The organism is Deltaproteobacteria bacterium, assembly GCA_013151235.1.
GTDB lineage: Bacteria > CG2-30-53-67 > CG2-30-53-67 > CG2-30-53-67 > CG2-30-53-67 > JAADIO01.
The window spans coordinates 36,933-58,417 of the sequence record JAADIO010000048.1; the positions used below are offsets into that span (position 1 = coordinate 36,933).

Annotated in this window: 21 protein-coding genes and 1 tRNA gene; 14 read left to right on the forward strand and 8 right to left on the reverse strand. The window is 56.2% G+C overall.

Translation table 11 applies throughout. From position 1 onward, the window contains the following. The first annotated feature begins 41 nt into the window (after positions 1 to 41). From nuoD to GXP58_09260, 14 genes are all read left to right on the forward strand, one after another. Positions 42 to 1,211, forward strand: a complete 1,170-nt coding sequence (gene nuoD / locus GXP58_09195; protein ID NOY53780.1) for an NADH dehydrogenase (quinone) subunit D — start codon at positions 42 to 44, stop codon at positions 1,209 to 1,211. A 137-nt stretch (positions 1,212 to 1,348) separates the two neighbouring features. Beyond that, positions 1,349 to 1,834 carry an NADH-quinone oxidoreductase subunit NuoE gene (nuoE, locus tag GXP58_09200; protein NOY53781.1) on the forward strand — a complete coding sequence of 162 codons (486 nt, stop codon included), beginning with the start codon at positions 1,349 to 1,351 and terminating at the stop codon, positions 1,832 to 1,834. 1 nt (position 1,835) lies between these two features. Beyond that, a complete protein-coding gene (gene nuoF, locus GXP58_09205) occupies positions 1,836 to 3,116 on the forward strand; it encodes an NADH-quinone oxidoreductase subunit NuoF (protein NOY53782.1) in 1,281 nt (426 codons plus the stop codon). Between the two features lie 15 nt (positions 3,117 to 3,131). After that, positions 3,132 to 5,636: a molybdopterin-dependent oxidoreductase gene (locus tag GXP58_09210; GenBank protein ID NOY53783.1), complete on the forward strand. Its 2,505-nt coding sequence runs from the start codon at positions 3,132 to 3,134 to the stop codon at positions 5,634 to 5,636. A gap of 23 nt (positions 5,637 to 5,659) precedes the next feature. Further along, positions 5,660 to 6,652 carry an NADH-quinone oxidoreductase subunit NuoH gene (gene nuoH / locus GXP58_09215; protein ID NOY53784.1) on the forward strand — a complete coding sequence of 331 codons (993 nt, stop codon included), beginning with the start codon at positions 5,660 to 5,662 and terminating at the stop codon, positions 6,650 to 6,652. A 26-nt stretch (positions 6,653 to 6,678) separates the two neighbouring features. Continuing rightward, a complete protein-coding gene (locus tag GXP58_09220) occupies positions 6,679 to 7,176 on the forward strand; it encodes an NADH-quinone oxidoreductase subunit I (GenBank protein NOY53785.1) in 498 nt (165 codons plus the stop codon). Between the two features lie 9 nt (positions 7,177 to 7,185). Next, positions 7,186 to 7,716 (forward strand): NADH-quinone oxidoreductase subunit J, encoded by a 531-nt coding sequence (locus GXP58_09225; protein NOY53786.1) that lies wholly within the window; start codon positions 7,186 to 7,188, stop codon positions 7,714 to 7,716. Continuing rightward, positions 7,716 to 8,021 carry an NADH-quinone oxidoreductase subunit NuoK gene (gene nuoK / locus GXP58_09230; GenBank protein ID NOY53787.1) on the forward strand — a complete coding sequence of 102 codons (306 nt, stop codon included), beginning with the start codon at positions 7,716 to 7,718 and terminating at the stop codon, positions 8,019 to 8,021. The genes GXP58_09225 and nuoK overlap by 1 nt, the downstream gene beginning before the upstream one ends. A gap of 207 nt (positions 8,022 to 8,228) precedes the next feature. Further along, positions 8,229 to 10,163: an NADH-quinone oxidoreductase subunit L gene (nuoL, locus tag GXP58_09235; GenBank protein NOY53788.1), complete on the forward strand. Its 1,935-nt coding sequence runs from the start codon at positions 8,229 to 8,231 to the stop codon at positions 10,161 to 10,163. Positions 10,164 to 10,175: 12 nt separating this feature from the next. After that, entirely contained in the window at positions 10,176 to 11,684 is a 1,509-nt protein-coding gene (locus GXP58_09240) for an NADH-quinone oxidoreductase subunit M (protein ID NOY53789.1), read from the forward strand. A gap of 22 nt (positions 11,685 to 11,706) precedes the next feature. After that, positions 11,707 to 13,155, forward strand: a complete 1,449-nt coding sequence (locus GXP58_09245) for an NADH-quinone oxidoreductase subunit N (GenBank protein NOY53790.1) — start codon at positions 11,707 to 11,709, stop codon at positions 13,153 to 13,155. A 73-nt stretch (positions 13,156 to 13,228) separates the two neighbouring features. After that, positions 13,229 to 14,584 carry a DUF4388 domain-containing protein gene (locus GXP58_09250; protein NOY53791.1) on the forward strand — a complete coding sequence of 452 codons (1,356 nt, stop codon included), beginning with the start codon at positions 13,229 to 13,231 and terminating at the stop codon, positions 14,582 to 14,584. 90 nt (positions 14,585 to 14,674) lie between these two features. Beyond that, entirely contained in the window at positions 14,675 to 15,427 is a 753-nt protein-coding gene (gene pyrF / locus GXP58_09255; GenBank protein NOY53792.1) for an orotidine-5'-phosphate decarboxylase, read from the forward strand. 61 nt (positions 15,428 to 15,488) lie between these two features. Beyond that, a tRNA-Ala gene (locus tag GXP58_09260) sits at positions 15,489 to 15,564 on the forward strand. Positions 15,565 to 15,700: 136 nt separating this feature from the next. Here GXP58_09260 and GXP58_09265 read toward each other — a convergent pair. The 8 genes from GXP58_09265 to GXP58_09300 all read right to left on the reverse strand — a co-directional run bounded on the left by GXP58_09265 (position 15,701) and on the right by GXP58_09300 (position 21,475). Continuing rightward, positions 15,701 to 16,528 (reverse strand): ABC transporter permease, encoded by an 828-nt coding sequence (locus GXP58_09265; protein NOY53793.1) that lies wholly within the window; start codon positions 16,526 to 16,528, stop codon positions 15,701 to 15,703. Then, entirely contained in the window at positions 16,529 to 17,302 is a 774-nt protein-coding gene (locus GXP58_09270; protein NOY53794.1) for an ABC transporter ATP-binding protein, read from the reverse strand. Between the two features lie 2 nt (positions 17,303 to 17,304). Further along, the gene (locus tag GXP58_09275) at positions 17,305 to 18,525 is read right to left on the reverse strand and encodes an HD domain-containing protein (GenBank protein ID NOY53795.1); all 1,221 of its coding nucleotides are present in this window, start codon (positions 18,523 to 18,525) and stop codon (positions 17,305 to 17,307) included. 12 nt (positions 18,526 to 18,537) lie between these two features. Continuing rightward, positions 18,538 to 19,335, reverse strand: coding sequence for an AAA family ATPase (locus GXP58_09280; GenBank protein ID NOY53796.1), 798 nt, complete (start codon positions 19,333 to 19,335; stop codon positions 18,538 to 18,540). 150 nt (positions 19,336 to 19,485) lie between these two features. Further along, on the reverse strand, positions 19,486 to 20,460 hold the full coding sequence (locus GXP58_09285) for a PLP-dependent cysteine synthase family protein (protein NOY53797.1): 975 nt from the start codon (positions 20,458 to 20,460) through the stop codon (positions 19,486 to 19,488). Between the two features lie 78 nt (positions 20,461 to 20,538). Continuing rightward, entirely contained in the window at positions 20,539 to 20,781 is a 243-nt protein-coding gene (locus GXP58_09290) for a sulfurtransferase TusA family protein (protein ID NOY53798.1), read from the reverse strand. Between the two features lie 78 nt (positions 20,782 to 20,859). Next, positions 20,860 to 21,120 carry a hypothetical protein gene (locus tag GXP58_09295; GenBank protein ID NOY53799.1) on the reverse strand — a complete coding sequence of 87 codons (261 nt, stop codon included), beginning with the start codon at positions 21,118 to 21,120 and terminating at the stop codon, positions 20,860 to 20,862. Between the two features lie 10 nt (positions 21,121 to 21,130). Next, complete coding sequence (locus GXP58_09300; GenBank protein ID NOY53800.1) at positions 21,131 to 21,475, reverse strand: DsrE family protein; 345 nt, start codon at positions 21,473 to 21,475, stop codon at positions 21,131 to 21,133. Positions 21,476 to 21,485 lie beyond the last annotated feature (10 nt).

Consider the following 21,485-nt stretch of genomic DNA (forward strand, 5'->3'; position numbering starts at 1 on the left):
AATATTTCACAACTGAAAATCCAAAACGAAAAGCGGACGATTTGATTACCCAGGAACTGAAAATCAATATGGGACCGCAGCATCCCAGTACCCACGGGGTCTTGCGCCTGGTGCTCAATATCGATGGTGAAAAGGTCCGGAAAGCCGAGCCGCGGGTGGGGTATCTTCACCGGGGGATCGAGAAGCTTTCCGAGTACGGCTCCTACCAGCAGGTGATCACCCATATCGACCGCCTCGACTATATCTCGGCCATCACCAACGAGTTCGCCTATACCCGCACCGTGGAAAAACTTTTGGGGGTTCGTATCCCGGAACGGGCGGAATATGTCCGGACCATTGTGGCAGAGATGCAGCGCATTTCGTCGCACCTTCTCTGGCTGGCCACCCATGCCCTCGACATCGGTGCCATGACGGTCTTCCTCTATACCTTCCGGGAGCGGGAGACGATCCTCGACCTCTTTGAAGAATTGACCGGGGCGCGGCTGAACAACAACTATATGCGAATCGGCGGTGTGAGCCGGGATCTTTCTTCGTTCTTTATCGATACCCTGTACAAATTCTGCGACGAATTCCCCGCACATATCGAAGAGTACGATACCCTGATCCGGGAAAACCGGATCTGGCACAACCGGACCCGCGGGGTAGGGGTGATCTCCGCGGAAGAGGCGGTCAGCTACGGTCTCTCTGGTCCGACCCTTCGCGGTTCCGGCGTCAACTGGGATATCCGCAAGGCCGAACCCTACGGTGTCTATGACAAGGTGGAGTGGGAGGTTCCCCTCGGGGAGAACGGCGATGTCTATGACCGCTACTGGATCCGGGTGGAGGAACTCCATCAGAGTACGAAGATCATCCGTCAGTGTCTGGATCAGCTTCCCGAAGGGCCGATCCTGATCGACGACCCGAAGATCGTCTCCCCGACCAAAGAGAAGATGAACATGGAGATCGAATCCCTGATCCATCAATTCAAACTGATGACCGAAGGGTTCAGGGTCCCGGAAGGCGAGGTGTACTGCGCCACGGAAGTCCCGAAAGGGGAGCTGGGGTTCTATCTGGTCAGCGACGGGTCGTCCCGCCCCTATCGGCTGAAGATCCGGGCCCCCTCCTTCGTCCACCTGGGGGCCTTCGACCGGATGGTCCGGGGGGGATTTGTGGCGGATGTGATTGCCGTGATCGGGACGATTGATATTGTCCTGGGAGAGTGCGACCGGTAGATGGGTAAAGGCACAGGGGCGCGCACAGGGGCAGAGGCACAAAGTTTAAAGTTAAAACCAAAGGCGAAAGGCATTCACCGCAAAGACGCAAAGGTCGCAGAGAAAATCTAATATCGAAATCAAGGGAACAACAGATCATGCAAAGTACGGTCCCTGCAAAATTTTCCGAGGAGACACTGCTACGGATCAATGAGATCCTGGCGCGCTATGCGACGAAGCGGGCGGCGGCGCTGCCGGTCCTCTACCTGGCGCAGAAGGAGTTCGGCTGTATCAATGATGCGGCTCTGGATGCCGTCTCCCGTGTCCTTGAGATCTCCCGGGCCGATATCTACAGCCTGGCGACCTTCTATTCCATGTTTCATCAGGAACCGCTGGGGCGGAATGTGATTTTTCTCTGTGACAACCTGGCCTGTACCCTCCTCGGTGCCGAATCGTTGCGGGATTACCTGGAACGGAAACTGGATGTCCGAATGGGGGAGACCACGGACGATGGTCGATTTACCCTGAAGAATGCAGAATGCCTCGGGGCCTGCGGACAGGCGCCGGTGATGCTGGTCAATGACGATTTTTACGAAGGCCTGACCGAGGCCCGGATTGATGAGGTTCTGGAAAAATACAAATAAAATGGAAAAGATTTTATTAAATAGAGTTCATCTGAAGAACTCCCGATCCATCGAGGTTTACCTCGCCCACGAGGGGTATGAGGGGCTCAAAAAGGCCCTTGTCATGACTCCCAAGGAGGTCATCGAAGAGGTCAAGCGGGCGAACCTTCGCGGTCGGGGCGGGGCCGGGTTCCCGGCGGCCATGAAATGGGGGTTTGCCGCTGCAGATCCGAACCGGCCTAAATATCTTCTTTGCAACGCCGACGAGGGGGAACCGGGGACCTGCAAGGATCGGCAGATCATGGAGGGGGATCCCCATGAACTGATTGAAGGGATGGCGATCGCCGGCTACGCCTTTGGTGCCGAGTTCGGCTATATCTATCTCCGCGCGGAATATCCCCGGTTGGTGGGGGTGCTGGAGACGGCCATCGCCGAGGCCGGGGCGAAGGGGTTCCTGGGAAGTAAAATTCTCGGCTCCGATTTTAATTTTACGATCCGTGTCCATCGCGGCGCCGGAGCCTATATTTGCGGAGAAGAGACGGCCCTCATTGAGTCGATCGAAGGCAAACGGGGCCAGTCCCGGGTCAAGCCGCCCTTTCCCGTCAATGTGGGGCTCTTCGGGAAACCGACGGTGGTCAACAATGTTGAGACCTTGTCCAACGTTTCCCATATCCTCCGCAAAGGGGGGAAATGGTTCGCCTCGATCGGTTCGGAGAAGTGTCCCGGCACACGGATCGTTTCTCTTTCCGGTCATGTCAACCGCCCTGGTTATTACGAACTCCCCATGGGGGTGACCTTCCGGGAGGTGATCTATGAGCACGGCGGCGGCATCCGGGGCGGAAAGGAACTGAAGGCCTTCATCCCCGGCGGTGCTTCCGCCTCCTGCCTGACCCCGCAACACCTCGATGTGAAGATGGACTACGATTCCGTGGCGGCGGCAGGGAGCATGCTCGGTTCCTCGGCCCTGATGGTGATGGATGAGACGACCTGCATGGTTAAGGTCGCGGAACGGCTGATGCGTTTCTTTGTGCATGAATCGTGCGGAAAATGTACCCCCTGCCGGGAGGGGACGGACTGGCTCCTGAAACTCCTTCAGCGGATCGAGGCGGGGGAGGGGAAGGAGAAAGACATCGACCTCCTCCGGGAGATCTGTGACAACATCTCAGGGAAAACCTTCTGTCCCTTAGGCGAAGGGGCCTTAGGCCCGGTGCGGGGAACGTTGAAATATTTTGAGGAAGAGTACCGGGAGCATCTTCGGTTGAAGGGATGTCCCGTAAAGCGGAAATCAAGAATTGGGAATTAGGAATCGGGAAGAGCTTTGTCGACGATCAAGATTACATTCGATGATCAGGAATACGAAACCGAACCGGGTTTGACGGTGATCCAGGCGGCGGACCGGGTGGGGGTCTTCATCCCCCGTTTCTGCTACCTGGAGAAGCTCTCCCCTCTTGGGGGGTGCCGCATGTGCCTGGTGGCTCTCAAGGGGGTGCCGAAGCTCCAGACGGCCTGCACGACGCCGGCCAGGGACGGGATGGAGATTGTGACCCGTTCCGGGGAGATTCATCAGGCCCGCAAGGCGATGCTCGAGTTTCAGTTGGCGCAGCATCCCCTCGATTGTTTTTATTGCGACAAGGCGACGGAGTGTGATCTCCAGGATCTGACCTACCTCTTTGCCGATATTGAACACCGCTACGATTTCCCGCCGCACAAGCGGGGGACGGTCTATGACAACCCGCTGATTGAGCGCAACCTCGAGCGTTGTGTCCACTGTGAACGGTGTATCCGGGTCTGTAGTGAGATCCAGGGTGCCCATGCCGTGGTCGCAACCAAACGGGGACGGATGACGGAGATGCGTGAGGTCCCCGGCGGCGGGGAGTGTCAGTTCTGCGGCCATTGCATTGATGTCTGTCCCGTGGGGGCCAACCTCGATCGTCTCTTCACTTACGGTGGTCGTCCCTTCCAGATGGAGAAGGGGGATTCCATCTGCCCCTACTGTGGTTGCGGCTGTACGGTCAGTCTGAACATGCGGGAGGAAAAACTGGTTCGGGTCCGTCCCGGGGTCGATACGGGCGTCAACAATGGAAGCCTCTGCGCCCGGGGTCGTTTCGGCTGGGGGTTCGTCCATGACCCGGAACGGCTGACCCGTCCCCTGATTCGCAAGGAAGGAAAGTTCGTCGAGGCCGGGTGGGACGAGACCCTGCTCTACGTTGCCACGCGTTTTGAAAAGATTATCAAGGAGAAAGGTCCGGAAGTGATCGGGGGACTCGGTTCCGTTCGCTCCACCGATGAAGCGAACTATCTCTTCCAGCGTTTCCTCCGGACGGTCATTGGAAGTAACCATATCGATAGCAGCGCCCGGCTGAATTATGCAGCGGTTCTTGCGGGATGGCTCGGGACGAAGGAGCAAGCCCGGGAGGCGACCTTTGAGGAGGTCCGGAAGGCCCGCCGGGTCCTGGTGATCGGCGCCGATCCCCTCGAGACGAATCCGATCCTGGGACTGGCCGTCAAGGCGATGCAGAACCGGGGCGGCACACTCTGGATTGCCGATTCCAGGGTGACCCTCACGACCCGCCTTGCAAACCGTCATTTACCGATCCTGCCCGGAGCGGAAGTTCCCCTGATTCTGGCCCTGGCTCGATCCGGGTTGGAAGAACCGGCCCTGTCCGGATTTTCCGGGTCCGACGTTTCAGCACGGACCGGTCTGACATCAAAGGTACTGGATGAGATCGCGACCTTTCTCGGTGAGGATGCGGAAAAGACGGTCATCCTCGCGGGACGGGGAGTGAGCCAGGCTCCCTTCGGCGCGGCGGCGGTCTCGCTTCTGTTGCGGCTGGCCGCTGTAAGAGGCATCTCATATCTTTTTGCCCTGGACAAAAACAATGAGCGGGGAAGCTGTGAGATGGGGGTCCTGCCCGACCGCCTTCCCGGACTGGCCCCGCTGAGCGAGAAGGCGAGATTCGAAAAGGTCTGGGGGGACCGTATCCCCGATCGGCCGGGCTATTCAGCCTACGAGATGCTCCAGGCGGCCAGGGAGAGAAAGCTTTCCGCTCTCTATATTATGGGGGAGAATCCTCTGGTTGATTTCCCTGATACGAAGTTCGTGGAGGAGGCCCTGGGATCGCTCGATTTTCTGGTGGTCCAGGATCTCTTTCTCACCCGGACGGCTTCCATGGCGGATGTGGTCTTGCCGGCGGCCGCCTTTGCGGAAAAGTCCGGGAGCTTTACCAACCTCGAAGGGCGGGTACAATTCTTTCCCTCTCTGGTCCCGGTGGCAGAAGGGGTCCGTGCGGATGCGAGAATCCTGGTGGAACTTTCCCGCAAGATGGGGAAGGGCTTTGCCTTGAAGAATATTGCCGAGGTCCGGGAGGAGATCGACTCTCTTGTCCCGATGAACGGGACCAGGAGAATGCTGCAGACCGGCGGACCGGAGATCCCTCTGCCCGGGACGGAAATGCAGTGGGGAGCGGGGGAGGACCCGGACTATCCTTCTCTTTTGATGTTGACCTCATCCCTCTACCGCAACGGGACCCTGTCGAACCGGGCGGCGGGGCTGAAGAAGGCGCAGGAAAAGGCCCATTTGCTGATGAATGAACAGGATGCAAGTCTTCTGAAAATCGGCGAAGGGGACAAGGTGATGCTCAGCTCGAAACAGGGTGAAATCCAGGTGGGTGTCCGGCTTTCCCATGAGATTCCCGCCGGGACTCTGCAGATGCCCGAAGGATTCTCGGATGCCAACCCGAAGAGCCTCCTTTCTCATGCACTCGATCCGGTCTCCCGGACGCCGATGGCGCGCTTTGTACGCGTCAAGATAAGGAAGATCTGACGATGGCGGTACAGTTCGTAAATATGATAAAATTCCTCTGGGCACACAGTGTATTACAGATTGTGATTGTCTTTGCCTGTACCCTGCTGATGGTCCCGATCCTGACCTGGGTGGAACGGAAGGTGATCGGTCACATGCAGGTTCGTCTCGGCCCCATGCGGGTCGGTCCCCACGGAATCCTGCAGGGGATCGCCGACGGAGTCAAACTCCTCCTGAAGGAAAACATCGTTCCTTCCGGTGCGGACAAGCAGATCTTTATCCTGGCGCCGATCCTCTCGTTGGTTCCGGCGATGATCGCCTTTTCCGTGATTCCTTTTGACAAGTGGTTCTATATTACCGATATCAATATTGCGGTTCTCTATGTGCTGGCGATCTCTTCGGTGGGGACCTACGGGATTATTCTGGCCGGCTGGTCGTCGAACAGTAAGTATGCCCTCCTGGGGGCGTTGCGGTCGGCGGCGCAGGTCATCAGTTATGAACTTGCCATCGGTCTGGCCCTCGTCGGCCCCCTGATGATGGCGGGGACCCTGAGCATGGTGGGGATCACGAAGGCCCAGGCGCAGCACTGGTTCCTTCTTCCGCAGATCCTCGGATTCTTCATCTATTTCGTGGCCATGCTCGCCGAGACGAACCGGGCCCCCTTTGATCTGCCCGAGGCGGAGACGGAACTGGTGGCGGGGTTCCATGTGGAATACAGCGGCATGCGCTTTGCCTTCTTCTTCATCGCCGAGTATGCCAACATGGTCCTCGTCTCCTCCATGGCCACGGTCATGTTCCTGGGCGGATGGAACCCGCCCTTCCAGGCCTTCGAGGTGATGCACGTGCTGCAGCGTGTGCCGGGGATCTTCTGGTTTTTCGGCAAGATTTCATTTCTTCTTTTCTGCTTTTTCTGGGTGCGGGCGACCTTCCCCCGCTTTCGCTATGATCAACTGATGCGGCTGGGGTGGAAGGTACTCATTCCGCTGGCCTTTGCAAATATCCTGGGAACGGGGATCGTCCTTGCGCTTCTGAGGTAGATCGGGTATAAAAAGGAACATTTCAATTGTCCGGTTCATTTAAAAAATTTATCCGAACCGTCACGCTCGTTGATCTGATCAAGGGGCTCGCCCTGACCGGGGGTGTCTGGGTCAGGAGCATTGTGACGCCGAAACATGTACTGGTTACCCGGCAATATCCGGAAGAAAAACGGCCGTCCTTTCCCAATTTCAAGGGGCACCACGGGTTCCTGCTCAAGGAGGACGGCTCGCTCAAGTGCGTCGGGTGCGGGATCTGCGCCGGGGTTTGTCCCGCCAAGGCGATCCGTGTTTACACCGAGGAGGGAAAGGACCATGAGAAGGTCGTCACCGGCTATGAGGTCGACGCCTTCCGGTGTATCTACTGCGGATTCTGCGAGGAGGCATGCCCCAAGGATGCCATCATCCTGACCCGGCTCTACGAGTTGGCCGATTACGATAATCGGGAACAATACCGCTGGAAGATGGACCGGCTCATCGAGGTCGGGAAAAAACGTCCGCTCTTCCGGGATGAAGTCAAACTGTAAGGACACTCCATGTTCGGAACCATATTCTTCTATTATCTCTTTTTCATGATCCTGGCCTCGGCGGTGATGATGGTCACCCGGAAGCATGTGGTCCATTCCGTCCTCTATATGCTCCTCATGTTCTTCCATGTGGCCGGTCTCTATATCCTCCTCGATGCGGAATTTCTGGCGGCGATCCAGATGATCGTCTATGCCGGGGCGATTCTGGTTCTTTATCTCTTTGTCATCATGCTGGTGAGCATCAAGACGGAGCGTACCCTGCGGGAGCAGCTCTTCGGACATCTCCCCTTTGCCCTGGTCAGCGCCGGGCTCCTCTGTGCCGGTGTCGTGACGGTCCTGATCCGGGAGACCCTCTTGAAAAAACCGCCGGAGGCCGTGGTCCGGGCATCGACATTGAGCAACCCCGAGGCATTGGGCCAGGTCCTTTATACGCAGTATCTCTTTCCCTTCGAGGTCGCCTCCCTGATCCTGCTGGTGGCGCTCGTGGGAGCGGTGTTGATTGCCGGTCGAAAGAACGTAGATACGACGGAGAATAAATAATGACGATTACGCTGGAACATTACATCCTTCTGGGTTCGCTCCTTTTCTTCATCGGCATGGCGGGGTTTCTGATTCGCCGCAATGTCTTTCTCATGTTCATGTGCATTGAACTGATGATGAACGGTGTCAATATCTGTTTTGTATCGTTTGCTCGCTATTACCATAATCTTTCCGGTCAGGTCTTCGTTCTGTTTGTCATGACCGTTGCGGCGGCCGAGGCGGCCGTGGGACTGGCGATTATCCTGACGCTTTACCGGAATCGAGAGACGTTGAATGCGGATGAGTTTTGCCTGATGAAACATTGACGGCTTTGCAAAAAGTCCGTCTGCGGCGTTTATCAGGTTTTGAGTTCATTGCGGCGTACAACGAATGTACGCCGCATTCCTCAAAACCTTCGCGCCTTGCATACGGAGCTTTTTATCGTGCCGTCTTAAAAAAGGAAAAGGTCTGATGAGACCTGACCTTTTCCTTTTTTAATAAGGAGAACCTTCTTGGTACAGACACCGACTTGGATCCATATTCTGATCCCCGGCCTGCCTTTGCTGGCCTTTGTGATCAACGGCCTCTTCGGCAGGATTTTGAAGACCCGGGCCGCTTACGTCTCCATCGGGGCGGTGGTCCTCTCCTGCGTCCTCTCCCTGGTCACCCTCGGCCAGGTCCTTGCCGGGAGCCGTTTCTATGGGACCGTCTATGAATGGATCGGGGCGGGGAATTTCCGGGTCTCCATCGGTCTCAATATCGACCCGTTGTCCGCCGCCATGATTGCCATGGTGACCTTTGTCGCCTCCCTGATCCATATCTATTCCGTAGGCTACATGCACGGCGACCGCGGGGTCGCCCGCTTCTTCGCCTACCTCTCGCTCTTTACCTTCTCCATGCTCGTTCTGGTCCTGGCGAACAACTTCCTGCTGCTCTATTTAGGGTGGGAGGCGGTGGGACTCTGCTCCTATCTCCTGATCGGTTTCTGGTATGAAAAGAAGTCGGCCGCGGATGCCGGCAAGAAAGCCTTTGTCGTCAACCGGGTCGGGGACTTCGGTTTCGGTCTGGGGGTGATGCTCATCTTCGTCACCTTCGGGAGCCTCGACTACCATACCGTTTTTGCCGGGGTCCCCGGCATCCTCGGCCGGACCCTGGCGATCCCTCTTGGGGTGACGACGATTCAGGCAAGCCTTGTGACGGTGATCTGTCTCCTCCTCTTTGTCGGGGCCATGGGAAAATCGGCACAGTTCCCGCTCCATGTATGGCTTCCGGACGCGATGGAGGGACCGACGCCGGTCTCCGCCCTGATCCATGCAGCGACCATGGTCACGGCCGGGGTCTACATGGTGGCCCGTGCAAACCCGCTCTTCGCCGAGTCGAAGACGGCCCTCATGGTGGTCGGGATCGTCGGAGGTTTTACGGCCTTCTTCGCGGCGACGATCGCCCTGGCGCAGAACGATATCAAGCGGGTTCTTGCCTATTCGACGGTGAGCCAGCTCGGATACATGTTCCTGGCGCTGGGCATCGGGGCCTGGACGGCGGCGATCTTCCACCTGCTGACCCATGCCTTCTTCAAGGCCCTCCTCTTCCTCGGTTCCGGCGCGGTGATCCATGCCATGTCGGGCGAGCAGGATATGCGGAAGATGGGAGCGCTCCGAAAGAAAATCCCCTGGACCTACTGGACCTTTATCGTGGCGACCCTGGCCATCTCCGGCATTCCTCCCTTCGCCGGTTTTTTCAGCAAGGACGAGATCCTCTGGAAGGCCTTCTCTTACGGCACGACCTATGGAATGATTCTCTATGTCCTGGGTGCTTCGGCGGCGCTCCTGACCGCCTTCTATATGTTCCGGCTGATCTTTCTGACCTTCCACGGCGAGTCCCGGGTGGAACCGGAGCCAGCCCGGCATCTCCATGAATCTCCCTGGAACATGGTCGTCCCACTGGTCGTCCTGGCCCTCTTTTCAGCGATCGCCGGTTTTGCCGGGGTACCCGAGGTCTGGGGCGGAGCAAACCGGATCCATCATTTTCTGGGGCCCGTCTTTGGTCACGGTGCCGCCGGGGGGATCGTCCATGCCTCGGCGGCCGGTCTCGAACAGCTCATGGCCGGCGTGTCGGTCCTGATTGCCTCGGCCGGGATCCTTCTTGCCTGGTGGATGTATATCGCGAATCCCGCACTTCCGGGGAGGGTGGCTTCCGCCTTGGGCGGTCTCTACCGGGCGGTTCTGAATAAATGGTATTGCGACGAGATTTATGATGCCCTCCTTGTCAATCCCTGCAAACGTTTCGGCACCTTTCTCTGGGAGATCATCGATGCCGGGCTGATCGACGGGATCGTCAACGGCACGGCCGCCCTGGTTCATTTCTGCGGGGAACGGATCCGGCGGCTGCAGACGGGGCATGTCGAAAATTATGCCCTCTTCATGGTGTTGGGGATCGTGGTGATTCTCGGATTCTATCTTCTGATCTGACAGGCGGGAGCGATGACGGAACATATCTTAAGTTACATTACCTTTTTCCCCCTGGCCGGTGTGGTCCTGCTTCTGTTGACACCGAGGGGCAGGGATGAGGCGGTCCGCAAGGTCTCCTTCACCGCCTCCCTGATCACCTTTGCCCTCTCTCTCTATCCGCTTCTCCGTTTCGACCGGGGGTCCTTCCGGATGCAGTTCACGGAATCGGTCCCCTGGATCCCGGCCTGGGGCGTTCATTATTCCGTCGGTGTCGACGGTATCAGCCTTTTGATGGTCGCCCTGACCACTCTTCTGTCCATGATTGCGATTCTCTCGTCGTGGACGGCGGTTCGGGAACGGGTAAAAGAGTACATGATTGCCCTGCTGGTTCTGGAAACGGCCATGCTGGGGGTTTTTGTCTCGACCGATCTCTTCCTTTTTTATATCTTCTGGGAACTGGAACTGATTCCCATGTTCTTTCTCATCGGGATCTGGGGCGGCCCCCGCAGGCATTATGCTGCGATCAAGTTCTTTCTTTATACCCTGGCCGGATCGGTCCTGATGATGGTGGCGATCCTGGCCCTCTACGTCCATAGCGGGGCTCATCCGACCTTCGATCTTGCGACCCTGACGTCGGCGGCCGGAGGGTTCAGCCCGAAGTTTCAGTTCTGGGTCTTCTGGGCCTTTTTTATGGGGTTTGCTTTCAAGGTGCCCATGTTCCCCTTTCATACGTGGCTTCCCGATGCCCACGTGGAGGCGCCAACGGCCGGTTCCGTGATCCTGGCAGGGGTTTTGTTGAAAATGGGGATCTACGGGTTCCTCCGTCTTGCCATCCCCCTCTGCCCCCGGATCGTCCTGCGGCCGGAGACGGTGACGATCATGATGGCCCTCGCTGCGGTGGCCATTATTTACGGGGCGCTGGTGGCGATGATGCAGAAGGACATGAAGAAGCTCGTGGCCTACTCCTCGGTCTCCCACATGGGGTATGTCATGCTCGGCATCTTTGCTTATAATCTCCAGGGGGTCTCCGGCGGGATCCTCCAGATGTTCAATCACGGTGTTGTTACGGGCGCTCTTTTCCTGATCGTCGGGATGCTCTACGAACGGCGCCATACCCGGATGATTGCCGACTTCGGCGGGATCGCAAAGGTCATGCCGCTCTATGCAGCGCTCTTTCTGATCTTTACCCTGGCCTCCATCGGGATGCCCGGAACGAACGGTTTCATCGGGGAATTCCTGATTCTGATCGGCGCCTTTGCCTCCCATTACCGGATCGCCGCCGTGGTCGGCGCCTTCGGGATTATCCTCGGTGCGGGATACATGCTCTGGCTCTATCAACGGGTGATCTTCAACCCGATGGTACACAAGTCGAACCAGGGACTGGCCGATCTCAGCCTCCGGGAGGTGGTGACGCTGGCGCCGCTTCTGATCCTGGTCTTCTGGATCGGTTTCTATCCGGCGCCCTTTCTGAATCTCCTCAATGCTTCGGTAACGCACTTGATCGCACCGCTTTCGGCCTATTCTGTGGCGATGTTGCCATGATATCTTTGAACGGGAGAAGAGGATGACCTTGATATTGCCGCCGATTCCCAACCTGCATGCGATCACCCCGGAGATCATTGTGGTGGTGACCTCGCTTCTGGTGCTGGTGATCGATATTATTCAGCCGCGCGGGAAGAAGGGAAAGCTGGCTTTTCTGGGAGCGGTGGGGCTCGCCGCCGCCGGCCTGTCCAGTTACAACCTCCTGCAACATCCCCTTGCGGCGGATATTTCCGGCTTCTCCGTGGATGCCTATGCCCAGTTTTTCAAGATCATCTTCTGCCTGGCCGGTCTGATGGTGATCGGGATCTCTGTACGGTATCTCGACCTGGAAGGCTTCTCCCTCGGGGAATACTATTCCATCATCCTCCTCGCGATCCTCGGGCAGATGGTCATGGCCTCCGGAACGAACCTGCTGGTGATCTACGTGGGCCTGGAGCTGATGGCGATCTCCCTCTATATCCTTGCAGGCTTCTTCAAAGACCATCCCAAATCGAACGAGGCGTCGGTGAAGTATTTTCTCCTGGGCTCTTTTTCATCGGGGATTTTTCTCTACGGGATCATGATGACCTACGGACTGACAGGAAGTCTCGATCTTTCGGTGATTGCCGGGAAGATCGAAGGTTCGCAATTCACGGGGCTTTTGCTCCTGGCCGTGGTCATGATGGGAGCGGGGTTCGCCTTCAAGATTGCCGCCGCCCCCTTCCATTTTTGGACCCCCGATGTCTATGAAGGGTCTCCCACGTCGGTGACGGCCTTCATGTCGGTCGGGCCGAAGGCGGCGGCCTTTGCGGTCCTGATCCGGGTTTTTTCCACCGCCTTTGGGAGTCTGAGAATCGAATGGACGACCCTTTTTATCTGTCTCTCCATTGCCACGATGGTTACGGGAAATCTCATCGCGTTGCGGCAGACCAATATCAAGCGGATGCTCGCTTATTCCAGCATCGCCCATGCCGGGTACCTCATGATCGGTTTTGTTGCGGGCGGAGAGATGGGGATCTCGAGCATGATGTTTTATCTCATGATCTATGCCTTTATGAATATCGGGGCCTTCGGTGTGGTGATCCTCCTGAACCGGGTCGGGGGGATCGGGGATCAGATCGATGATTTTGCAGGTTTGTCGAAGGTCAGCCGGGCCTCGGCCTTTGTCATGATGGTCTTCATGTTCTCCCTCGCGGGGATCCCCCCGACGGCCGGATTCGCAGGAAAGTTCTACATCTTCATGGCGGCGGTGAAGAGCGGCTATGTCTGGCTGGCCGTCATCGGGGTCCTCAATTCCGCCGTCTCCGCCTACTATTATCTGCGGGTAATCATGCGGATGTATATGGCGGAACCGAATGGTGAACCGGTATTGAATGTTTCTACCGCTCTTTCGGCGATTCTCCTGATCGCCGTTGTCGGTATTCTTGCCATCGGTATTTTCCCCGGTTTCTGCCTTGATCTGGCCCGTGCCTCCGTAACCTCGATTTTATAGCACGGGGGACGAAGATTTTTTGAGTCTCTAACGAAATAATCTGTTGTATCGGTTCCCCACCGGGAGGGTGTATATGACCAGTCGGATTGTTTCCCTGAACCGTGACCGCGGGATTGAGATTCCGGAACATATCCTTGATGAAATGCAGTTGAAAATCGGTGATCGATTCCTTATTTACAGGGAAGCCGGCGTGGTCCATCTCCGCAAGGTTGACGAATCCGCGACCTGGAGGGCGAAAGGGGAGAGAGATCTTAAGGATCAGGAAGAATTCCTCGAAGCAGTGGAGAACTGGTTCCTGACGAACCTGAAGGGGTTTGAAAAGAAGATGACCTTTCAGGGGAACCTCGAGAGTATGCATCTTTCGGAGATTCTTCTTTTTCTCGCAATGTCCAAAAAGACCGGGGTCCTGATCCTGAAGGGAAAGAACGTTACAAAGAAGGTTTACTTCGAGAACGGAGAGATCGTCTTTGCCGCCTCCACACTGCCCGAAGAACGGTTGGGGGACATCCTGTTGCAGGAGGGAACGATCTCCGGGGAGCAATACCGGCAATCCGCTGCGCGAATCGAAGCGGGCAAACGGCAGGGGAGGGTACTCGTTGAGATGGGAGTGATCCCACCGGAGGCCCTCTGGAAGGCGGTCTGCCGGCAGGTAGAGGGGATCGTGCATAGTCTTTTTACCTGGGAGATGGGCTATTTTGAATTTTTGGAAGGGAGCCTCCCGACGGAAGAAAAGATCAAACTGGCGGTCGGTGTCCCGAACCTGATCCTGGAGGGAATGCGGAAGGTCGCCCGGCAGGGGATCAACCAAGTCCACCATCCCGATGACAGCCAGGTCGTCTACTGTCTCTCGGGAGAAGGGAATGAATTCGGGGGGATCGAACTCACCGACGAGGAAAAGACCCTCCTCTCCCGGATAGAATCCGGAATGACGGTCCGGAAGGTCTGTGAACAAAGTCCTTTGTCTGTGGAGGATACAAAGGAGATACTTTTTCGTCTCATAGCGGGGGGGGTGATTCGCTCCGCCAAAGTCCGAGGTCCCTACGTGGAGGCTGTGGAGATTGAAGACTCGGCAACATTGACGGCACGGATCGAGCAGTGTAATATGATTTTCCGGCTCATTACGGAATTTCTCCGGATGGCCGTAGGGGACCGGGTCCACGTTATCCTCGGGGCCTTCTTCCGGGGGGTTGATCACGGTCAGGAGATCCTTTTTGACACGGTTTCCCTGGAACCGGACGGATCGCTCGACGCCCGTCCCCTCCTGGCCAACATCGCGGAATATCTTCCGGAGGAACGGGAGTCCATCCTCATCCGAGGGTTGAACGAACTCCTCTATTTTCAGCTCTTTGCCGTCCGGAACAACCTGGGGCATCAACAGGAAAAGGAAATTCTGACGGCCTTGCGCGAAATGCAATTTTTGGAAGAGTAAAAAAGGGTTCCGGGGCCCGGGGGGGTGGTTTGCCCACTCGCGCCCTTGGCTCCTTTTTCTCAATGTTGATGAGAACCGAGGAAGTTGATGATGCGCAAGACGCGGCCTGAGAAGAAGTTGCCGGTGAGTGACCGCCTGATCGTCGCCCTGGATTACGAGACGGAAGAGGCAGCCCTGATGATGGTAGAGAGGCTTTCCGAGTTACTTACGACCTTCAAAGTCGGAAGCCAGCTCTTTACAAAATGCGGACCGGAGATTGTCCGGAAGATCCACGATGCGGGAGGACGGGTCTTCCTCGATCTTAAGTTTCACGACATCCCGACGACTGTCGCAAAGTCCGGAATCGAAGCGGCCCGCCTCGGGGTCTTCATGTTCAACGTCCACGTTTCCGGCGGTGGGACCATGATGAAGCGGTGTGTGGAAATGGTCGGAGAGGTTTGCGAAAGGGAAGGACTGTCACGCCCCTACATCATCGGCGTGACCCTTCTGACCAGCATCTGTAAAGAAACCCTGCGGGACGACCTGGGGGTCGCGAAGCCGGTTCCCGAACAGGTCACACACTTGGCCCGACTGGCCGAAGAATGCGGTCTGGACGGTGTCGTCTCTTCGGCCCGTGAAGTCAAATTGATCCGGAAGACCTGCGGTCCCGATTTTCGGATTGTCACCCCCGGCATACGCCCCGCCGGGGCCTCCATAGACGACCAGAGCCGTGTTGCAACGCCGGGCGATGCGCTTCGGAGTGGTGCAGATTATCTGGTGATCGGCAGGCCGATCACAGCCGCGCCCGATCCCGCCAGGACCGTGCAGGAAATCCTCAAGGAGATGGAAGCAAAAAAGTTTTGACTAATCTTTCGTTTCCATTTATTATTCATAGATTCCCAATTCCGGATTTCTGCAATTCCGTGGGGGTGTAGCTCAGTTGGGAGAGCGCAGCGTTCGCAACGCTGAGGTCGTCGGTTCGATCCCGATCACCTCCACCAATTAAATCAATCACTTACAAGATTCGGATTCTCTGGAAATTGTCTTGTGTGTTCATTTCGCGCCCTCTTTTTTTCCATAGGACCGCATAATCAGTCATACAAAAAAAACAATAAGACCCCTTAAAGTACATGATTATCAGAACTGAAGAAGCGTTCCTTCCTTTCTGGCCCGGTTGAGGGCACGCTGGAAGAGGAAAAGGCTTACGGGGATGCCGAACAGGGCGAAGCCCGCCAGCGCCCAGAGATCGATCCCGAGCCGGGATACAGGTGTTCCCAGAAGAATGGCATGACGCATGGCGCGGAGGGCATAGGTCAGGGGGAGCAGGTTCGAACATTTCTGTACCCATTCCGGAAGGATGGTGACCGGATAATAGACTCCTCCCAGGAGGGTTGACAGGGTTCCGAAGAGGAAGGAGATTGGATCTCCCCGCTTGAAGACAAGGACAAAGGCGGCCGAGAGAATGCCGAAGGCGGAGAAGGCACAAATGGTCAGGACGAGAACAACCAGCGTAGAGAGCAGATCGGCCGAGCCGACCTGGAGTCCGAAGCCGAAGATGCCGGTCAGCAGATAGAGTGCAACCTCATAGGTGACATAGAAATAATCCCAGAGACTGGAATAGACGAGGACGGCCAGATACCGGGTCGGGGTGATCAGCATTACTTCTACGGTTCCCGTTTCCTGTCCGTCCCGGACGGTATCGGCAAAGGTGCTCAGCGCCACGTTCAGGTACCGCGTAAAGGCGATCCCGATCAGGACAAAGGGGAAATACTTACCGCCGTAGGCGGCCAGATAAGGCGAAGCGGATGTGCCGAAGAGGCGGGAGATAAAATAGAACATGACTACGGAAAAGAGAACGCCGAAGACCTGCCACAGAAAGGAAAGACGGTAACTTGCTGCCTCCATGAAATCCCGACGGAGGAAGGAGAGCGGTTTATAGATCAGGGGAAGAGAGAGGGCGGTCATTCAGACGGCCTCCTTCCGGGTGATCCGTGTATAGATATTTCCCAGGCCCGATCCCGTGCGCTCGTGGGGTTCGATCTCCTCAATCCCTCCCCGGCGCAGGATGCCGATCCGGTCACAAACCGTTTCCACTTCGCCGATGCGGTGCGTGACCATCAAAATGGTGGCCCCGGAACGCTCCGTCAGGAAACGGAGAGATTGCAGAAGGGTTCGTGCGGCCTCCGGGTCGAGGCCCCGCGTCGGTTCGTCCAGCAGGAGGATTTTTGCCCCCCCGAGAAGTCCACGCGCCACGGCAAGACGTTGCCGCATGCCTGTTGAATATGCATCAAAACGATGATCCAGAAAATCCTCCATCTCCAACAGATTCGTCAGTTCTCCGATCCGACGTTCCAGGGCCTTGCCGGTCAGATTCCACAAACGCCCGAAGAAGCGGAGGTTTTCCCGGCCGCTGAGGCGCCAGCAGAAACTTCGTTCATCGGAGTGGACCCAGCCGATCTTTTCCCTGACTTTGTTTTCTTCAGTCACAACATCGTGTCCTGCAATTCGTACCGTTCCTTCATCGGGCCGGAGAAGGGTTGCCAGAACCTTGAGCAGGGTTGTCTTTCCGCCGCCGTTCGGTCCTAACAATACAAAAATCTCCCCCCGGCGAATGTCCAGATCCAGCCCTTCGAAGACCCGGATTTCATGTTGAATAGGAGAGGTGGAAAGCCAGTGGGCAATCCCCGTTGCAGGACGGAAAACCTTGGTGAGTTTTGAAACCTCGATAATGGAGGACATGATCAAGTCTTCGGTGTTTTGTGATGGCTGGCACCGGCTTTCATGTTCCACCCATTCTTCTCACCGAGGATATCCTCTTCGTAAACGGACCGGATGATATAGATCAGGGGAGTATCCTTCAAACGGACGACTTTGGGTACCTTGAGGCTGTGCCCCTCTGCATCATAGAGGATCTCCACCGTGGGTCGGAGAGGCCGGTCTTCACTGGTTTCGATTACCTTGCCGACTTCATTGGTATTCAGTTTCACAAACCCTTCCAGAGGGAAAACGGAAATCTTTTTGAGCAGGGTTTTGATCAGACGAGGAGCAAAAACCCCCTTTTCGCTCTCTACGATGATCTTGACGGCATCATAGGGGAGAAAACGGCGCCGTTGTGGACGAGTATGGGTCAGGGCCTCGTAGTAATCGACAAGACCGATGATCTGAGCGTACTCGTGAATCTCCTCACCGGTCAGCCCGCGGGGATAGCCTTTTCCGTTGATCCGTTCATGTTCCTGCCGGACGACCGCGGCGATCCAGGTATAGGTAGGTCCGAGCCGGGAGAGCATCTCGTAGCTGTATTCCGGATGACGTTTCATCTCCTCATATTCTTCCTTGCTCAGGACGTCTTCCTTGTTGATCAGTTCCAGATCGAGCTTGGCCATCCCGATGTCATGGAGTAACGCCACCGTGCCGAGACGGATGAGCTGGTTTTCGTTGTAGTCGAGTCCCATTCCGATTTTGAGGGAGAAAATGGCCACATTGACGGCATGAGAGACAAGGTCGGTCGAAGAGTGACGGGTATAGACGGCCTTCAGATAGAGACGGTCCGCCGCCATGAGGCTGTGAACCATCCGTACGGTACATTCGGCAATCCGTTCCGCCGAGAAGGATTCCCCTGCCTTGCCGCGATCCATGGCGATCTGCACCTGTTCCTTGGATTCATCGTAGATCTTTTCCACATCTCCGTAGATCCACTCCCCTTCGGAACGCTTGGTTTCCACACGTTCCCGGAGGATGGACGATCGTCGGCGAAGCGCCTCCTGGGGCATCACATTCCCGATCCCCTGCTCTTCACTCTCCTTGAGGAGTTCATCGACGGAGAGGATCTCGCTCAGTTTTAGATCCCTTTTCGGAGGTTCCGGCTGTTCCATTTTCGGAGTTGCAGCCGGATCGGTGGGAGAAGAGGAGGGAGCCGATTTTGTTGCATCGGACTCTTTCAGAATATCCGTGATTCGTACCATAACAAAACTCCCTTATAAAGAACCGTGGGCGGATTTTTCCACGATTGCACTATTGATGAAATTGACACTCTCTCCGCATCCGATCAGGAGGCTTAAGTCACAGATATTGTTGATCTTCCGGGGAATCCCGCAACTGAAATCATAGATCTTACGGAGGGCATCGTTCGTGAACATGTTCCGTCTTGCTCCTGCTTTCTTGAGACGGAAAAAGATGAATTTGACCATCTCCTTCACATCGAGAGCCTGGAGGTGATAACGAATGGCGATCCGTTGATTGAGTTGAGTAATATGTTCGATCTTCTCTTTCAGTTCCGGCTGGCCGATGAGAATCAGCGTCAGCAGAAAACGGTCATTGAGCTGAAAATTCAGCAGCAGCCGCAATTCTTCGAAGGTGTGTTCACTGTTGATCAACTGGGCTTCATCAACAATGATGACGGAGTTTTTTCCCTCGTTGAGGTTCTGATAGAGATGATCATTCAACCGATGAATCATCTCCCGCCTGGATTCGTTCGTTGTCTCCATCCCGAACTGGTAGAGAATTTCCCGGAGAAAATCTTCCGATTCCAGGCAGGGGTTTTCAATCAGAGCAATCTGATAGTTCCGTTTCACCAGCCGTTGGACAAGAAGCCGGCTGATGGTGGTCTTCCCGCAGCCGATCTCTCCCGTCAGCATTGCCGCACCTTTGCGGCTTTCAATCGCGTAGATCAGACGGGTCAGAGCCTCTTCGTGAAGCGGCGACTTGTAGAGGTACCCGGGATTGGGAAGGTTTTCGAAGGGGTATTCGATGAGGCCCCAGTAATCTTTGTACATGGACAGATTCTCCGGAAAGGGTAAAGGTCAAAGCAATCCCGGCCCAGGGCTCTGCTTGCCGGTACATCCTCTGATATCATGCAGAAAAGAAGAAAATCTATTACTAATAATATGTTAAATGGCATCCTTGAAATCTGTCAAGCTATTATTTCAGGGAGTTGGAGGGAGAAACTTGCGGAGTTTCCTGAGGATCTCGTTGGTATAGCGGAAAAATTCGTCGGCAACGATGGCGACCCAGAGTCCTTTTTCGCCCCGCTCTTCCAGAACTTTCATTCCGTAGACGGTCATCCCGGAGGAAGGCCCTGCGACAATCCCTTCCCGGCATATCATTTCCACCAGGGTGCGATAGGCATCGTCGGAGTCGACGAGGATTTTTTCATCGATGATCGATTCATCATAGATCTCCGGCTTCATCGTGTATTCCGTGTTGCGCAGACCGTAAAACTCGTGGCTCTGCTCACTCGGTTCCACGGAGATGATCCTGATCTCCGGGTTCTTTTCCTTCAGGTATCGGCCCACCCCGGTGATGGTGCCCCCGGTGCCGACGCCGCTGATGAAGTGGGTGATCTTTCCGGCCGTCTGCGCCCAGATCTCCGGTCCCGTCGTTTGAAAATGGATCTCCGGATTATGACGATTTCCATACTGATAGGGAACCATATGATCGGGCAGGTTCTTGTAACCGAAGGCGGCGGCAATGGCTCCTTCTCCGGGGAAACGGGGGCAGGCGTCATCGGGGCTTAAATCCATCGAGGAGGTCGTCAGGGTCAGCAGCGCCTTCTTGCCGGCGGGGATCTGCTCCCCCGAGGTGATCACCGGCTTCTTGTATCCTAAAAGGTTCAGAAAAACGCTGAGGGCCACCCCCGTGTTTCCCGATGTCGGTTCGACACAGGTGGTCTCCGGCTTCAAATCACCATCTTCAATGGCGCCGGTAATCATGCCGAAAGCGGTCCGGTCCTTGATCGATCCCACGGGGTTGAAAAATTCCAGTTTCGCGCAGGCGATCCGATCCTTCTTCGGTTCAATAACATGATTCAGGCGCACCAAAGGAGTGTCCCCGATCAGCTCGGTGATGTTGTTGTAGATCCCCCGATGTTTCAGCGGTGGTCTGGTATGCTCTGTCATCATCTCTCCTTTCCGGCACCCGGCGGGGAGGATTCTTCCGTTCTGTCATATAAGAAGCCGCCGGTTCATACAGATGAAGCGTCACTTTTTCTTTGCAATTATTTGCCAGTCCGTTTCGTTGACGGCGCTGACTTCCAGCACCTCGTGTCCCTCCCCCCTGAGACTGCGGGGCACGTTTTCCGTGGCGGGCTGATGGTCCACGATGATTCTCAGTATCTCGCCGGCCGAGAGGGTCTCCAACGCCAGTTTCGTCTTGACGAAGGTGTAGGGACAGACTTCTCCTTTGATGTCCAGTTCCCTGTCGATCTTGTATGGATCGTTCATGAAGTTTTCTCCTCATAATATCATTTCCCGTTCCCTGCCGGAATCCATGAGAGGTGATTGATCCCCCCCGCCGGAGCGTCACCAGCAGATTACGGCATCCGCCTCCAGAAGAAGGGAAACAATGGCATCATAGTCTACGAGTTCGCCTGTGATCGACTTTCCTCTCGCCTCGACGTCGTCCCGGCAGGCATAGACCTTCTCGATCCCTTCCACCGGAGTCAGCACGGCATCATGGAGGAGGAGTACGGAAACCTCGGCTCCGGCCGCCTGTTCCTCCAGGATTTCAACGGCATAAGGATCCTGCCGGCTTTTGAGAACATGGAGGATTTTTTTCGGCATACCCACTCCCTCAACAGCCGATTACAAGATCGCTCCCGGCAAGGATCTTGCCGAGGGTACGACGATTCTCCCGGGTTACGGGGAAGACGGTCTCGACGATGCTCCGCTCCGCCATTGACTCCTTCTCCGCCAGAAAGGGACACCCTAATTCCCGGAGAGTCCGCACATGGCGGTGAATTTCGGACAAACCGATCCTCTCCGGTGCCGGGGCCTGCAGGAGAAAGACCCCTTCTTCGGCCAGCACGATCTTGACCCTATTCCCGGAAAGCGTCATCCCCAGGGACATGCGGAGCATTTCCGAGATAAACATTCGTTCCAGGGGCGGTTTCCGTAGAAGTATGACGAGCTCTTTCATGAATATTTGC